We start from the raw sequence: 15403 nt of genomic DNA on the forward strand, positions 1-15403 counted from the left end.
AAAATCTGACTCACCCATTCAGTTTTAGGTAGCCATATCGTAGCGTCCCCATAGTGAACAAGCAGCGGATTCAGAGCAACTCAATGCTGGACTATTGGTGTGTTCAATGTTACGTTTTAGCCGCTTTTAGAACGGGTAATGATTCGGAAATTTAAGACAGATTAAGATAAGACTAATGGAATATGACAGTTAATTCGAAAGCTTTTCAGGAATAAAAAGCTTGGATTTTACTAATAAATTCAAGACAGAATTAAACGTGAGATAGCTTTGCCATAAAAGCAAGTAGATGGTAGTTGGAAAATGCTTTGCAGAACGTGAACAGGACTAGATGTAGACGCAGATGGCTGTTTGACGACACAGCACACTACTCTGGCACGGCCCAAGTTCTGAGTTGCTACAAACTACGGAACCTACTGTGTAATTTTTTCTCTGAGTAGTGGAGCCGTCTATGCAGAATCAGACTGTTCTGATTATCGAAAACTCTAATCAGGGAGATAGTCGATCCAAGCAGTTGTTGCAGGATGCTGCCAGCGCTTCGTTTCGGTTGCTGACCCAGTCCTGGAATGATTCGATTGCCGCTTTGGGCCAGTCACAGTCGATCGATGGCATTGTTATCGATGGCATTGTTTTAGATGTCGATATCGATCCGCTCAGGGCGTTAAGCCAAATGCGGCAGCAGATGGGTCAGTTCTGCCCTCCGATTGTGGTGGTGGGCGACGATACGGTGGAAACGGCTGTCCAATTGCTCAAAGCCGGAGCCGCAGACTATCTGGTGCGGGAGCGATTGACGGCTGAACGGCTCTGTCTTGCGCTGCAATCTGCGATCGCAACTCCGACCGATATTCCGACTGATACTCCAACCGAGACCCCAACCGAGACTCTAACCGAGATTGACGAGCAAAAGCCGCCAGAGGCCACCCTGTTGGATCAACTGGCGCGGCATCAGCAGACCGAGCAAGCGCTACAGGAGGCCAACCAGAGAATTTCCTGCATTTTGGAAAGCATGACCGATGCCTTTGTGGCACTGGATCGGGACTGGCGGATTACCTACATCAATCAGACTGCCGCTCGCATTAATCAGGTTGCTCCAGATGTGCTGATTGGCCAATCACACTGGACTGTCTGGTCGGATACGAGAGATGAACTGGAGGAGCGATATCAGTATGCGATCGCAACTCAAACTCCGCTTCATTTTGACTATTTCTACAAAGTTCGCCAGCGGTGGTATGAGATTCATGCTTATCCCTTGGCTGATGGCTTGGGCCTGTTCTTTCGGGATATCCACGAACGCAAGCAAGCCGAAGAAGCCCTACGCAAAGCGGAAGAACGACTGCGTGTTGCGCTACAGAATGCACCCGTTACCGTCTTTAATCAAGATTGCGACCTGAAATACACCTGGCTATATAAACCGGCGCTGTATAAGCCAGATGATGTCGTTGGCAAATGCGATCGCGATTTTCTGCCTGCAGATGATGCCGCAATTATTGTGGCTATTAAACAGCAGGTGCTGGATACCGGCGTCGGTGCCCGCCAAGAGGTCAAAGTCACCCAACACGGCATCAATCACTACTTTGACTTAACGGTTGAGCCACTGCGTGACGATCAGAACAGGGTGATCGGCATTACGGGCGCATCGGTCGATATTTCAGCTGTAAAGCGCACTGCAACTGAGCTAAGGAAGAACGAAGAACGGCTGCGTCTCGCGGTGGAAGGGGCGCAGATGGCGACTTGGGACGTGGATTTGGTCACGGGTCAAGCCATCTGGTCCGATCTCCACTTCACGGTGCTGGGCTATGAGCCAACCCCTACAGGAGAAGCATCGTCAGCCATGTGGAGCCAGTGCATCCATCCAGACGATCGGGAGCGAGTGTCCCAAGAGTGGCAGCAGTCTCGCCAAGAGCACCGCTCATTTCGCGTCGAATATCGGGTAATTCGCGCCGATAACGGCCAGATGTCCTGGCTAGAGGGATTGGGCAACTTTATCTACGACGATAATGGTGAGGCCATTCGTTCGTCAGGTGTGTTGTTTGATATTAGCGATCGCAAACAGACGGAAGCGGCTCTCCAGGAAAGTGAAGACCGATTTCGTACCTTGGCCGATAATATCTCGCAGTTTGCTTGGATGGCCGATGCGAGCGGCTGGATCTGCTGGTATAACCAGCGCTGGTTTGACTACACCGGCACGACCCTCGAAGAAATGCAGGGCTGGGGCTGGCAGCAGGTGCACCATCCGGATCATGTGGATCGGGTGGTTGAGTCTTTTCGTTGCTCTATCCAAACCGGGCAACCTTGGGAAGATGTCTTCCCTCTGCGCGGTAAAGACGGCATCTACCGCTGGTTTTTATCCCGTGCCCTGCCGATTCGCGACAAAGCCGGCAGCATTCTGCGCTGGTTTGGCACCAATACCGACATCACTAAGCGCAAGCAGGCAGAGGATGCGTTGGCGCAGCGGGAGGCCGAGCTACGCCTTGTTACGGATACTGTCCCCGCTCTAATTTCCTTTGTCGATGCCGAACAGCGCTTTCGCTTTAATAACAACCGTTACGAGGACTGGTTTGGTCAACCGACTACGGAAATGTATGGCAAGCATATCCGTGAGGTGTTAGGAGAGGCAACCTACAACAAAATTCGGCCCAAAGTTAGGCAGGTTCTAGCTGGACAGGAGGTTTCCTACGAGCTTCAATTTGTTAATAAAGATGGTGAAATTCGCTACGTCAGTGCCACCTATGTGCCCCGGTTTAGCAGTCAGGGAACTGTAGAAGGCTTCGTGGCCTTGATCAGCGATATTAGCGATCGCAAACAGGCCGAAGCCGCCCTGCGCCAGAGTGAAGATCGGCTGCGGATGGCGCTGGAGTCGGCTCAGCTCGGTACCTGGGATTGGAATTTAAGCACTAATGAGCTGCTTTGGGATGACTGCTGTAAGCAGATGTTTGGCCTGTCGCCGGATGCTGAAACCAGTATTGAGACCTTTTTCGCTGGTCTACATCCAGATGATCGCGATCGCGTAGAGCAAATTGTACAACGCTCTCTTGATCCAGCTAATGATGGAAATTATGAAGCTGAATTCCGTACAATTGGTCTGCAAGACGGCATTGAACGCTGGGTTTTAGCCAAAGGGCAAGCCTATTTTGATGCGGACGGCACCTCCCGTCGGTTTATCGGTACAGTGTTCAACATTACTGACCGCAAGCAGGTGGAAGCTGCTCTGCGCGACAGTGAAATCCGCTTCCGCCAGATGACAGACGTGGCTCCTATGCTGGTCTGGATATCGGACACAGACACGCTCTGTAGCTACTTCAATCAGTCTTGGCTCACCTTCACTGGGCGCACCCTAGAGCAAGAAATGGGTAATGGCTGGACAGAAGGCATTCACCCCGATGATTTTAAATACTGCTTGGATGTTTATAACAATGCCTTTGATGCTCGTCGTCCATTTGAAATGGAGTACCGCTTAAGACGCTTCGATGGAGAATACCGCTGGATTCTGGATGTGGGGGTACCCCGCTTTACCTCAGACGGCGAATTTCTTGGCTATATCGGCTCCTGTTTTGACATTCACGATCGCAAACAGGCGGAAAATGAGCGGGAGGAGCTACTCCAGCGGGAACAGGCCGCCAGAGAGGCCGCCGAGCGAGCCAATCGCGTCAAAGATGAGTTTCTCACCGTGCTTTCCCACGAGTTGCGATCGCCCTTGAACCCAATCTTGGGCTGGGCTAAACTGCTGCAGCGGCGCAAGTTCGATGCAGCCGAAACAGCTCAAGCTTTAGCCACTATTGAACGTAATGCTAAGCTGCAAACTCAGCTCATTGACGATCTGCTAGATGTGGCCCGCATTCTGCGCGGCAAGCTGAAGCTGAATCAAGTGCCGCTCAATCTAGCCAATGTGGTGGCAAGCGCAATTGAGACGATGCGGAAAACAGCAGAAGCCAAGTCAATCACGCTGAATGTGGATGTAGCCGATGTGGGTCAAGTCTACGGCGACAACACGCGCCTCCAGCAGATTTTGTGGAATCTGCTCTCGAACGCGATTAAGTTTACCCCCTCCGAGGGACAAGTGGATCTCCAGCTCCAGCGAATTGGCGATCAGGCACAAATTACGGTGCGCGACACGGGCAAAGGCATTAAGCCCGATTTTCTCAACCATATTTTCGAATCATTCCGTCAAGAAGATGCCTCAACTACGCGGCAGTACGGCGGCTTGGGCTTAGGTTTAGCCATTGTGCGATATCTCGTTAACGCCCACGGCGGCACGATTACAGCCGACAGTGCGGGTGAGGGACTCGGCGCAACTTTTACGGTGCGCTTGCCGCTACTCAAAACGGAATCTGTTGTGCAGCAGCCTGATGCTTGGTTGCTTCAAGCCGATGTCGATTTGGCTGGGATGCGGATTTTGGTTGTTGACGATGAACCCGATGCCAGTGAGCTTGTAGAGACGCTGCTGATTCAGTATGGAGCCGAGGTTAAGGCCGTTTCGTCTGCCACCGAAGCCTTGTCGGCACTGGCCGTATTTCAACCAGAACTGCTCGTCAGCGATATCGGGATGCCCGAGATGGATGGCTACGAATTGATTCGCCAGATTCGCGCTTTACCTGTCGATCAGGGCGGACACCTACCTGCGATCGCACTTACTGCCTATGCCCGCGAAGTTGATTATCAACAAGCCCTCGCCAGCGGCTACCAGCAACACATTGCTAAACCCGTCAATCTAGAGCAACTGCTGCAGGCGATTCTTTCACTAGCGCAGAGTCGTCTGAAGGTGGTGGATTAGGAGGTTGGTGTTGGGGTTTAGCTATAACTATGTGCAGATCAATGCTTCAAACCTACGGGGCAAACCGATAAACAGCGGGTACAGCTTTTACAGTGGCTCATTTTGACGAATCCAGTTGTCAAAGGCTCTTGAGGGCATTTCCGAGCGCAGACTAGACAGTCGGTGCAGCCCTGCTGCTCTGGCCATTGCGGTTTGACTGATAGGGGATAGTCTGTTTTCAGGGCCGTCAAAATCACCCTGGGGCCAAATTTGGGATGCACTAGCAATCCGTAGGGGCTGAAGTCGCCCAGGCCAGCACTGACCGCTAGCTGTGGCAGATTGATTCCTGGTGACAGCGGATCAAACGCTGTGGCCGCATAGCCTGCCTGCTGTACCAGGCGCGTGATTTGGGCGAGGAACACTTTGGCCTTCGCAAACACCACTGGGTCAAACTCCGTTGACGGCCAGCGATGCACAAACACCAGCGTATCCCCCGCTTGGCCAACATCATCGGTATTGGCCTGCAAGAATTCTGCAATCTCCTCATCAGGGGTTTGGCTCATTGCTCGGCGCAGTGACCAAAACTGGTCAGGAGCTTGCTTTAACAACAGCAGCGACGGCATTAGGGTGCCGAAAATTCTCAGCAGCGTTTTGTTCGTCGTGGCTGGAATGCAACGAATGTTGGGATGAACAGCAGTTGTCATAGTTCCTCCCGCCAGACCGGAACTGGCATTAGCTATATATAGCTTTATAGTAATGCTTTGTTTTCATCTCTGCGATCGCACTTCAAGATCCTAGTGGCGGATTACAGATCTGCGATCGCAGATGAAAGCTAACATTGAGGTAGCTTGATTTCTCATCATGAAAGAGATTCGTCTAAGTCAGCACATCGAGTTATGAAAAAGATTCGCTATAGCAAGGATGTAGATGCGCTTCTAGTTGAGCTATCCCAAGAGCCAATTGCTTATGCAGAGGAAGAGGGGCAAGTGATTTTGCACTATTCTCCTGATGACAAGCTTGTTTTAGTGGAAATTCTAGATTTCAAGCGCTTGATGTCGGATGAGACAGTTACTGCGCTGTTGGCCTCATGAAGTGAGAAGTAGAAAGTGCGATCGTATTTTTTACACGTTGTGACCTCAGAAATGACAGGGCTATTTCATTCTAAACAAGTAGCCTAATATGGGATCGAAGCTGACGCTCATCTACAGGTTCAGATGACTCAACTTGCGATTGTAGAAGCCTTTGTCGACTTACCCGATACCCGCCGTCGAGCCGGACAACGACATAGCCAAGCCTTATGTTTAGCCCTATTCACCTTGGCCGTTGCGGCAGGGAATCGGGGATTTCTGGCGATCGGGGATTGGCTCAAGGCGTATCACGATGAATTAGTGGCGTTGTTTTCGCCTCCTCAAGACCGTTTACCCTCCTACAGCACCATTCGACGAACGCTCTTGCGGGTGGATTATCACGAGTATGCCGCCTGTTTATCTCGGTTTTTCGGCGTTCATCCTCAGCCTGGAGAAACGATTGCGACTGATGGCAAAGTTGTGCGGGGGTCTTATGAAGCGCTCAGCGATGACCCACAGGTCGAGTCGCATCCAGCAATTCTGCTGGTCAGCGCTTACATTGTGGAACGAGGACTCATCCTGGAGCCCTATGAGGTGGAGTCCAAAACCAATGAAATCACAGCCTTGCCCATCTTCATTGAACAATTGGCGCTCAATGGAGTGGTGTTTGCCTTTGATGCGATCAGTACTCAAAAAAAACGGCTGAGGTGATTCTCAGCAGTGGCAACCATTATCTGGGGGCACTCAAAGGCAACCAATCTGGGCTGCTCCAGGCCGTAACGACTCATTTTCAGGCGCAGCAAACCGTCCAACAGCTCAACAAAGGGCATGGTCGCATTGAAAAACGAACGATCAGCATGAGTCACATCCTGGATAACATGCCCGAGTTTCCGGGATTGCAGACGCTGATTCGAGTTCAATCCGAGCGCCAGGTGCATCGAGCCGACATCGTTGAGGTGTCTCACGACACCCGTTACTACGTGGCTTCCTTTTGTGAGAGTGTCCAAGCCTTTGCTCAACGCATCCGAGGCTATTGGGGCGTAGAAAACAAGGTGCATTATGTCCGAGATGTGACTCAAGGGGAAGATGCCTCCCGCATTCGAACCCCTCCTCTGGTGCAAAATTGGGCACTGGCCCGTAATTTTGCGCTGAACTTATATCGCAATCATGGCTTTGAGAATATGGCTCAAGCTCAACGCCGGGCTGGATTTGGACTTAGCACTCTCAAGTCTCTATTTAGAATGCAATAGCCCTGTCAGAAATGATTAATTAAGACGACGCACAAGGCCAGTCAAACCAGCGACTCCAAGCGAAGTTAGAACCCATCCTGAAAAGATGTGAAACCACATATAATAGCGTAGATAAGTTCCTTTAAATTTGAGTCTAAGCTTGAACAAAAATATTTGTACACGTTCACTCCTAGATGGAGACCAAATAGGTGGCGGCGGCCATATATCAATAAACCTTTCTCGGTTGGCATTAGGAAGCCAGTAATCTTGTTGATGAAGATTGACAATTGGCACAAAAGTATCCAGAGAATAAATAATTGAATTAAATTTTGGATAGTATTCAGAAAGTTCTACAAATCTAGAGGAGTTGTCATTAAAAGGACGAACTTTAGAGGGACTGATTAACTCCGGATAGTCTGAACAACCTATTTCGAACAGAAAAGAACCTAGTTCCAACTTATTTTGTGTCAGCGTTCCTGAGCAATGGTCTTCTGCCATTCAACGATGAGGCAATCAGCCAATTGCGAACCCAGTTGTCGTGATAGCGGAAGCCGTTGAGTTGCTCAAAGGGGCATAAGCACCCGCCCATTGCTTTGCGAGTCTTGCGACAAAAGGGATGGAAGTTCCAGAGTAAGGCCATCGAGCGCACCGACTGTTCCGCCGAGTCCCAGAATCCATGAAAATCTTGCATGGCATACAAGATGCGGTCAAGATAGTTCATCGGACGGTCAACCTGATTGCTGGTGCGATAGGCGTCAGGGAAGTCAAAGGCGCGTTGGAAGACGTGAGATTTGTCGTTGAGGCGTCGCAAGCGAGCGTCAATGGCCTGGGGCAACGCGTGGGTGTTCACCCACTCCAGCAACCGACGCAACCGTTGAGCAAAGTGACGTTTGCTCTGGCCCCGATACAGATGCCAAAGCTTGTCGGCTAGTTGCTGACCCAGGACTGGTTTAGAGCGGCACCCATCGCGAATTTTAATCACCTCATGCAGGAAGCACAGAATCCAGACCAGGCCAGGGAATAGCTCCTCCCAAGCGGCTCGGGTGGCCTCCCAACCATCAGTCGTCACCGTCTCGGGCGCATAGTCGGGAACATGATGGGCAGCTTCCTGCTGGAATACCCCATAGGCTGCGGTTAATCCATCCTGACCCGCATTGGCACTGAGACTGGCTCCCAGGACGCACCCTTGCGCCGCTGTCACTGCCAGATAGACTCGCTGCCCGTGCCAATCACAATGCTTCTCATCGGCAACTAGATGGGGGGGAGCGCCGTTTCCCTTTTGAGGGTACTGCCCACAATCGAGGCTCGACCGAACGACTGACAGAGCCGATACCAGTGCATCTCAGAACGGCCCAGCACATAGGCAATCCCCTCATACGACAGGCCATGCTTTCTTAAATAGAGCGCTTTGTCGGCCATCTCCGCCGTCTCGCTCATGTACGGCATCACCAAATCGGGACGCAGTTGATAAGCCTCTCCGGTACTCGGCAGCAAAATCCGCCGGGTCTTGAGCTGTTGACGAGAGGACTCGACCCATCCGTGAAAGCGATAGCCTGCCTCAATCCCGTCGGGAAACAGTTCCGGGTGGGATGCGATCTGCTCGTTGAGATACTGGCGAAAGGCTTCCCGGTCTTCTACTAAGACCTCGTAGTCAAGGTCGTCTGCAATGGGCAGACAAATCGTTTTATCGCCTGCTGTGCCACGCTTGCGTCGTTGCTGAGCCATCGGCTTTGGCCTGCTGAACTCTCTGCCTCAATTCTACTCAACACAAACTTGGGTGGAACTAGAAAAGAACCTATTGCAACGAAGCAAACCATCCAGAATAAAACGCGAAAGGGTTTATATCCATAGGCAATAGTATATTCTAAAAAATAGTTACTAAGCCAACTGAGCCGACTAAGTCTTCCATATTTTCGAAGATCCTGTTGCTTGGCAATTAGAATCTTCTTCGCTGTCTCCTCATACCCGCTTTCTTTAAAAACCTTAGCAATTTGCTCGTAAGGCTGAAAAGAATACTCATCAACAGGCTGAAGCCGTAGCCATCTAAGTCGTGAGTCGTAATCAAAGGAAGAATTTCTGCTTATTTTTTCGTAAACCAATCCATCTAAAAAAAGCTGATTTTTCTGTGGCCAACTATTCGAATTATCAATAAGTGTTTGAATTTTGGCAAACCTTAAATCAAGGATAATTTCATCCAATTCTCGGATTGTATTAAATTCAAAAGTATTGTGAATTATGGCATTCATTAATGAAAATATACCCATGATGCTACAATCATGAATTATGACTGAGCGATTGACTTTTGTTCCCTGAAGTAAGATTGCATGTCCTCTTTCGTTATTAAAAGTTCCGCCATCGCACTCAAAATTTCCGTTGATAGCAGTTCCGGACAAAGAAACTTTTCCTATAGCTTTGAATTTTCGATTGGTTTCAATCTCTTGTTTAAGAGTAACAGAACCATCAATGCTTGTGTTTTGAACTAGAAGTGCATATCCTCCAGAGCCATTAAATATACTGCCAACACATCTAAACGATCCTCTAATGTTGGCACTGTCTATCCAAACGCTACCCTCAAATTCACAGTTCCTTATTTGAACAGAAGTTCCAATTCTGCCGCTTTCAAAGAGCACTGAACAACCTTCGTGGCCATAAAATTTTCCGCCATCGCACTTGAAGTCGCGATCGATTATGGCACCAATTAGCAGAATGGCTATTTTAGATGCAACGAATGTACTTCTAAAGATTAAAATTGAACCTCTAACTTCTATGCTTGAAGCATCTAATGCATTTCCTCTAGTGTTATTGAATTTGCCATCGGTACAAACAAGATCGCCGCCTATTTTAGCCCCGGCTAATATTAGCTCTCCAGTTACTTCAAACTGGTTACAGAAAAAAGCAGATCCTTTAACTGTAACTTCTTGTGCATAAATTGCTAATTTTTCAGCTTCGAAGCTTCCTTGTTGGCACTCAAGGCTCCCAACAGAAGCGTTGTATAGTGAAACTGTTCCAGAAGCTTGGAAACAAAGACCTAATAAGGCACTACCCTTAATCTCAGAGTTTTTAAGCTCAATAGCTATTCCTTTAGGATTATCAAATCTTCCATTCTCACAAACCAGATTTCCACTAATAGTAGCTCCTTCTAACCATACTGCTCCAGCGATATTGCTATTGCTTAGTATAACTGATCCGTTAACTTGAATATTAATTGCTTCTAAAGCTATAAATTCATTGGCTTGGAACTTACTTGTCTCTATTATTGTAGATTCTTCATTTGAAGTGATGTTAGAGTGGGATAAATCAAGAAAATCGAGCTTTGCATAATTAAGCCTAACAGTTTCAAGGAAATTGCAGTGACGGAATATTAGAGGGAAATCGAGTGTGGCAAAATTTAGATTGAGCGAATCTTCTATTGCTGCTCCAATAATATTGACACCTTGATTTGTGATAAACTGGCGGGTGCTACCATTTGTGCAAAGCCAAGCAATTAAAGATGCACGAAGAGTACGGATTTCCCAGGTAGAGTAGTTTGCTGCTTCTCCATCAACAACTTTCTGAAGTAATTCGCCTTCAGATATAGATAGATCTGTAAACTTAGCCTTTGCTAATTTAATTAGTTCCTCAGCTTTATTCGGCATATCCATGCTACTGGTGCAAGATTTCTATAGGCCTGTAAGTGTAGCGTAAACCAGCACTTACAGAGCAATTTCACACTTCATAGAATATTGCTCTAAAAAAACACCATTTAGCATTTCAAACAAGCAAGATAAAATCCTAAGCTGTGCCCCACATAGTGAGATTCCATGCAGGATACGGATGTAATTGTGATTGGTAGCGGTTTAGGCGGACTCACCGCTGCCGCATTGCTCGCTCGGTATGGTCAGCGGGTGATGGTTTGCGAGAGCCACACCATTCCCGGTGGTGCGGCCCATAGCTTTGAGCGGCAGGGTTTCGTCTTTGATTCTGGCCCCTCGTTTTACTGTGGGCTAGGTGATGCCAAGTCCCTCAATCCGCTGCGGCAGGTGTTAGACCTCCTTGGGGAAGAGATTGAAGCCATTCCTTACGATCCGCTCGGCTACTACCATTTCCCGGACGGGACGCTGCCCGTTTATGGGGATGCCCAGAAATATCGGCAGGCCATCGCCCAGTTTACGCCCCAAGGCGCAGCAGAATTTGAACGGCTTGAACAGCAGACGATGGCAATTTACAAAGCGCTGCGGGGGATTCCGACGCTGGCCTTACGGTCAGACTGGCAATTGATCTTGACGTTGCTCACCCGCTATCCTTTGGCGTTGCTCAAGCTATTGCCGCATATCGGCGCAATTCAGGGCTCCTTTGGTGACTTAGTCGAGCGCACCGTGCGCGATCCGTGGGTGCAGCGACTGCTGGATGTAGAGTGCTTTTTGCTGTCGGGCTTAAAGGCCAAAGATACCGTTGCCCCCGAAATGGCATTTATGTTTGGAGAGCGATCGCAATCTGTGGTGGACTATCCCAAAGGCGGTTCCGGTGCGATTATTGATGCCTTGGTGCGAGGTTTAGAGCGCTACAACGGCAAATTGCGGTTGGGCACCCACGTTGAGCGAATTTTGGTTGAAAACAATCAAGCCATTGGCGTAGAACTGCGGAATGGAGAGCAGTTGCGGGCGAAAACCGTTATCTCCAACGCCACAATTTGGGACACCTATACCAAACTATTGCAGGCCGATCAGTTACCAACCACTTATCGCCAGCAGTCGCTGCAAACCCAGCCCATTGAAAGCTTTATGCACCTCCATCTGGGCGTTCAGGCAGACGGTTTATCAGATCTGGCCATTCATCACGTCGTCGTTCACGATGATCGCGACATCACCACACCGGGCAATACCTGCATGATTTCGATTCCGACGGTGCTCGATCCCAGCTTGGCACCTGACGGGCATCATGTGGTTCATGCCTACACGCTGGAACCGTGGGAGGGTTGGCCAGAGCTACGCAACGATCGAGCAGCCTATGAAGAACGAAAACGCGATCGCACATCTACCCTCTTTCGCGCCGTTGAAAAAGTGATTCCTGATATCCGCGATCGCATTGTTCTCGAACTTACTGGCTCACCTCTCACCCATGCTCGCTTTCTACGACGACATCAGGGCACCTATGGACCAGCGATCCCCGCGAAAGAAGGCATGTTTCCCAGTTGCCACACTCCGATTCAAAACTTATATCGCGTTGGAGATAGCACAATACCCGGAATTGGCGTCCCAGCCGTCGTCGCCTCCGGGATTTTGTGTGCAAATACGTTGGTTAGACCAGAGGAAACGATGAATTTACTCAAGCATTGGGACTAATTATTAAGCGATGAGTAGGTTGAACGTGATTGGTTGAGACAAAATCCATTTAGTGGGGGCGCTTGCCCACACCCCCCGCTGGGAGACAGTTGCGTCTCCCAGCCCCCCTCCCAAAAAGCTAACGTGTTGAGCATCAACAGCATTCTGTTGGGTCTACTGGTTTGGCGTTCCGCCAAACCCAAGAAAGTCATAACAAGCAACCTCCGATCCATCCCAGCAAAGCGAAGCGACTTATCACGACTTACCGATCACCTCATCCGGGGGGGCCTGGGGCGTCGGAACGCACCAGTGGGGGAGCCTGAGGGGGCTAGTCCCCTCAGAACCAACCTCCAACACCTAAAACCAACCTCCAACACCTAAAACCAACCCAAAAACCCCACAGCCAACCCAAAAAACAAAACCAAAAGAAAACCGCTACTACTCACTCCCCACACCAAACCGATACCCCTTCCCATACACCGTATGAATCAACGCCGCCTCCTGCTTCTGCTCAACCTTCCGCCGCAAAAGCCGAATCTGCGCCGCCAGCACATTACTACTCGGCTGCGCCTGCTGCCCCCACAAATGCTCCTGAATCTGCTGATGCGTCAGCAACTGATTGGGATGCCGCATGAAATACTCCAGTAGCTGCGCCTCCTTCTCCGATAGCTCAATCGTGCGATCGCACCGATAAGCCACCTGATTCGCCAAATCCAGCTCCAAATCATCCAGCTTCAATCGAGCAGACGGACGAACTGCCTCCAGCGTTGGCGGACGCCGCAACAGCGCCCGCACCCGTGCCAGTAGCTCCCGCAGCTCAAACGGCTTCACCAGATAATCATCCGCGCCCGCATCCAGCCCCAGCACCCGATCATCCACCGTATCCTTTGCCGTCAGGAAGAGAACGGGCGTGATATTACCCTGCGATCGCAACCCCTGGCAAATCTCCAACCCCGACTGCCCTGGCAGCATCCAGTCCAAAATCAGCAAATCATACTCCTGATCCTGAGCCAATTCACTGCCGCGATCGCCATCGTGACTGATATCCACCTGATAGCCCTCCTGCCGCAGCAAGCGGCTCAGCGGATCGGTCAGCTCAACTTCATCATCAACCAGCAAAATTCGCATAGGTGGAATTTTGAAACCTAATCTTTCAAGAACGCCACTAGCTGCTCAACCTTCTGCCAAGCCGCACCACTCTGGAGAATTTCCCGCGCTGTGGTGATGCCTTGAGCATAGGTGTCCACCGAGGTGAGATCACCTGCGATCGCACCGCCAACCGCCAGCGCCAAAGCCGCATTCAGCGCCACCACATCCTGCTGCGCCGTCGTACCTTGACCTTGCAGCACCGCTTTCAAAATCGCCACGTTTTCTTCAACTTCACCACCGCGCAGGGCAGACGTAGGAGCAGCCGTTAAACCCAAAGCAGCAGGATCTAACTCAACCGTTTGCACCATCCCTGCACTGGAAACCGCCAAATCCGTCTTGTCCGCCAAACCCGCTTCATCCAGCTTCTCGCGACCGTGCAGCACAATCGCCCGCTCAATGCCCAACTGCGCCAGCGCCGACGCCATCGGTTCAATCACACTGGGATCGAAAACCCCAATCACCTGCCCCGTGGGTCGCAGCGGATTCACCAACGGGCCTAGCAAATTAAAGACCGTACGCACCTTCAGCGTACTGCGAATCGGCGCAACCGACTTCATCGCCGGATGCCAGCCCCGCGCAAACAGAAATGTCACGCCCACTTCCTTGACGGCAGCTTTAGCCTTTTCGGGATCAGCGGCTAAATTAACCCCCAGCGCTTCTAAAACGTCTGCCGAGCCAACTTTACTCGAAGCCGAGCGGTTACCATGCTTGGCCACAGCCACACCTGCTGCCGCCGCCACAAAAGCCACAGCCGTCGAAATATTGAAGGTAGACGCCCCATCGCCCCCTGTACCGCAGGTGTCGATCATCGGCGTGGGCAGGGACGGGTCGGCAGTTTCGCCACCGAGAGACTGGGACTGGAGCACCCGCGCCATCCCCGCCAGCTCGTCAGCCGACACCCCCTTGGCCTGAAGCGCCGCCAAAATCGCACCGGACAAAACGGGCGAAATTGACTCCGTTAGCCAGCCCTGCATCAGGTCTTCAGCCTGCGCTTCAAATAAGGATTGGCGATCGAGCAATTGCTGGAGCAGTCCTGACCAGTCGTAGGTTACCCAGTCTTGTGTCGTTGCTTGTGTCGTCTGTACCACTCGAACCATCCTCCAACGTGAGAGCCGCATCAAATCCTGAAAATAGCAAACTCTGGGGCGGATGGATAGGTGTGTGGGAGGGGAGGGAGAGACGTGAGGCGAGAGGCGTAAGGAGTTTAGTGTGTGAGGCTCTAGAGGCCGTAAAGGTCTGTAAAGGGAGTTAGTGGGAAGGTATGATGAAGCGCTTGAAAACGCTTACGCTTCACTCCTCTCGCCTCACATCTTCCCAAAGAATGCTTTACATTTTGCAACACAACTTTATAGAATGCAATACACAGGAGTTGATGAATCGCAACAGCTCCAAGCAATGCACAACTACAGATGGTTAGAGGAGTCTTGTTTGAGACTCCTTTTTTCTTGAGCTTGTTATTAGGCTATTAATTGACGTGGCTGATTGACGTGGCGAATGACAGTCTAGCTGTGGTGATCGTCTAGGCTGCGATAGAGCTGCAAACTCATGGTGGCGGATAGGCAAGCTGCGATCGCACTATTCCATTCCATGAGTGATTGGCATGTCCAGAACAAGACTATGCCAAATAGAGCTACAAGGCCAACGGGAGACACTACAAACTCCAGGAATTCGAGTATCCCTAAGAAACCGGCCAGTAGAGTCATCGCGCTGCTGTTTGTCATAATGTAAACTTTGTTTTTTCTAATCTTGCAAAATAGTTTGCCCTGTGCCTGTATCAATTGCTTCAGAAAAAAAGTCTTCCATTTCTGATCAGATTTGTGAGCGATGCCAAAATCATCGATAAGAAACGCGTAGCAGTTTCGTTTCTTATCTAATGAAATGCTGACTTTAACAGCGGTTTGTGCCCACTAT

The 15403-nt window shown here is 50.3% G+C and carries 11 protein-coding genes and 1 pseudogene; 4 read left to right on the forward strand and 8 right to left on the reverse strand.

The window, feature by feature from the left end; all coding sequences use genetic code 11:
- Positions 1 to 448 precede the first annotated feature (448 nt).
- The gene (locus AC286M_RS34445) at positions 449 to 4768 is read left to right on the forward strand and encodes a PAS domain S-box protein (RefSeq protein ID WP_488208693.1); all 4320 of its coding nucleotides are present in this window, start codon (positions 449 to 451) and stop codon (positions 4766 to 4768) included.
- A 38-nt stretch (positions 4769 to 4806) separates the two neighbouring features.
- Here AC286M_RS34445 and AC286M_RS34450 read toward each other — a convergent pair whose 3' ends face one another.
- The gene (locus AC286M_RS34450; protein ID WP_488208694.1) at positions 4807 to 5451 is read right to left on the reverse strand and encodes a hypothetical protein; all 645 of its coding nucleotides are present in this window, start codon (positions 5449 to 5451) and stop codon (positions 4807 to 4809) included.
- 192 nt (positions 5452 to 5643) lie between these two features.
- On the opposite strand from AC286M_RS34450, the gene AC286M_RS34455 reads away from it, so the two are divergent.
- Both AC286M_RS34455 and AC286M_RS34460 read left to right on the forward strand, forming a co-directional pair.
- Complete coding sequence (locus AC286M_RS34455; protein WP_488208695.1) at positions 5644 to 5838, forward strand: DUF2283 domain-containing protein; 195 nt, start codon at positions 5644 to 5646, stop codon at positions 5836 to 5838.
- A 123-nt stretch (positions 5839 to 5961) separates the two neighbouring features.
- A pseudogene (locus AC286M_RS34460) lies at positions 5962 to 7064 on the forward strand (ISAs1 family transposase).
- Between the two features lie 15 nt (positions 7065 to 7079).
- Here AC286M_RS34460 and AC286M_RS34465 read toward each other — a convergent pair.
- From AC286M_RS34465 to AC286M_RS34480, 4 genes are read right to left on the reverse strand one after another with little or no spacing between them, the layout of a single operon-like run.
- Positions 7080 to 7541, reverse strand: coding sequence for a hypothetical protein (locus tag AC286M_RS34465; RefSeq protein WP_488208696.1), 462 nt, complete (start codon positions 7539 to 7541; stop codon positions 7080 to 7082).
- Complete coding sequence (locus tag AC286M_RS34470; RefSeq protein WP_488202632.1) at positions 7501 to 8244, reverse strand: hypothetical protein; 744 nt, start codon at positions 8242 to 8244, stop codon at positions 7501 to 7503. The genes AC286M_RS34465 and AC286M_RS34470 overlap by 41 nt, the downstream gene beginning before the upstream one ends.
- A gap of 50 nt (positions 8245 to 8294) precedes the next feature.
- Positions 8295 to 8768, reverse strand: coding sequence for a hypothetical protein (locus AC286M_RS34475; protein WP_488202633.1), 474 nt, complete (start codon positions 8766 to 8768; stop codon positions 8295 to 8297).
- A complete protein-coding gene (locus AC286M_RS34480; RefSeq protein ID WP_488208697.1) occupies positions 8681 to 10684 on the reverse strand; it encodes a hypothetical protein in 2004 nt (667 codons plus the stop codon). The genes AC286M_RS34475 and AC286M_RS34480 overlap by 88 nt, the downstream gene beginning before the upstream one ends.
- A 159-nt stretch (positions 10685 to 10843) precedes the next feature.
- Between AC286M_RS34480 and AC286M_RS34485 the strand changes: the two genes are divergently transcribed.
- Complete coding sequence (locus AC286M_RS34485) at positions 10844 to 12364, forward strand: phytoene desaturase family protein (RefSeq protein WP_488208698.1); 1521 nt, start codon at positions 10844 to 10846, stop codon at positions 12362 to 12364.
- 417 nt (positions 12365 to 12781) lie between these two features.
- Here the strand turns inward: AC286M_RS34485 and rppA are convergent, their stop codons facing one another.
- The 3 genes from rppA to AC286M_RS34500 form a co-directional block, all read right to left on the reverse strand.
- Positions 12782 to 13471 (reverse strand): two-component system response regulator RppA, encoded by a 690-nt coding sequence (gene rppA, locus AC286M_RS34490; RefSeq protein WP_488208699.1) that lies wholly within the window; start codon positions 13469 to 13471, stop codon positions 12782 to 12784.
- 17 nt (positions 13472 to 13488) lie between these two features.
- Complete coding sequence (gene trpD, locus AC286M_RS34495) at positions 13489 to 14580, reverse strand: anthranilate phosphoribosyltransferase (protein ID WP_488208700.1); 1092 nt, start codon at positions 14578 to 14580, stop codon at positions 13489 to 13491.
- Positions 14581 to 14994: 414 nt separating this feature from the next.
- Complete coding sequence (locus AC286M_RS34500) at positions 14995 to 15213, reverse strand: hypothetical protein (protein ID WP_488208701.1); 219 nt, start codon at positions 15211 to 15213, stop codon at positions 14995 to 14997.
- Positions 15214 to 15403: the final 190 nt, after the last annotated feature.

Source organism: Thainema salinarum CENA647 (assembly GCF_057732415.1).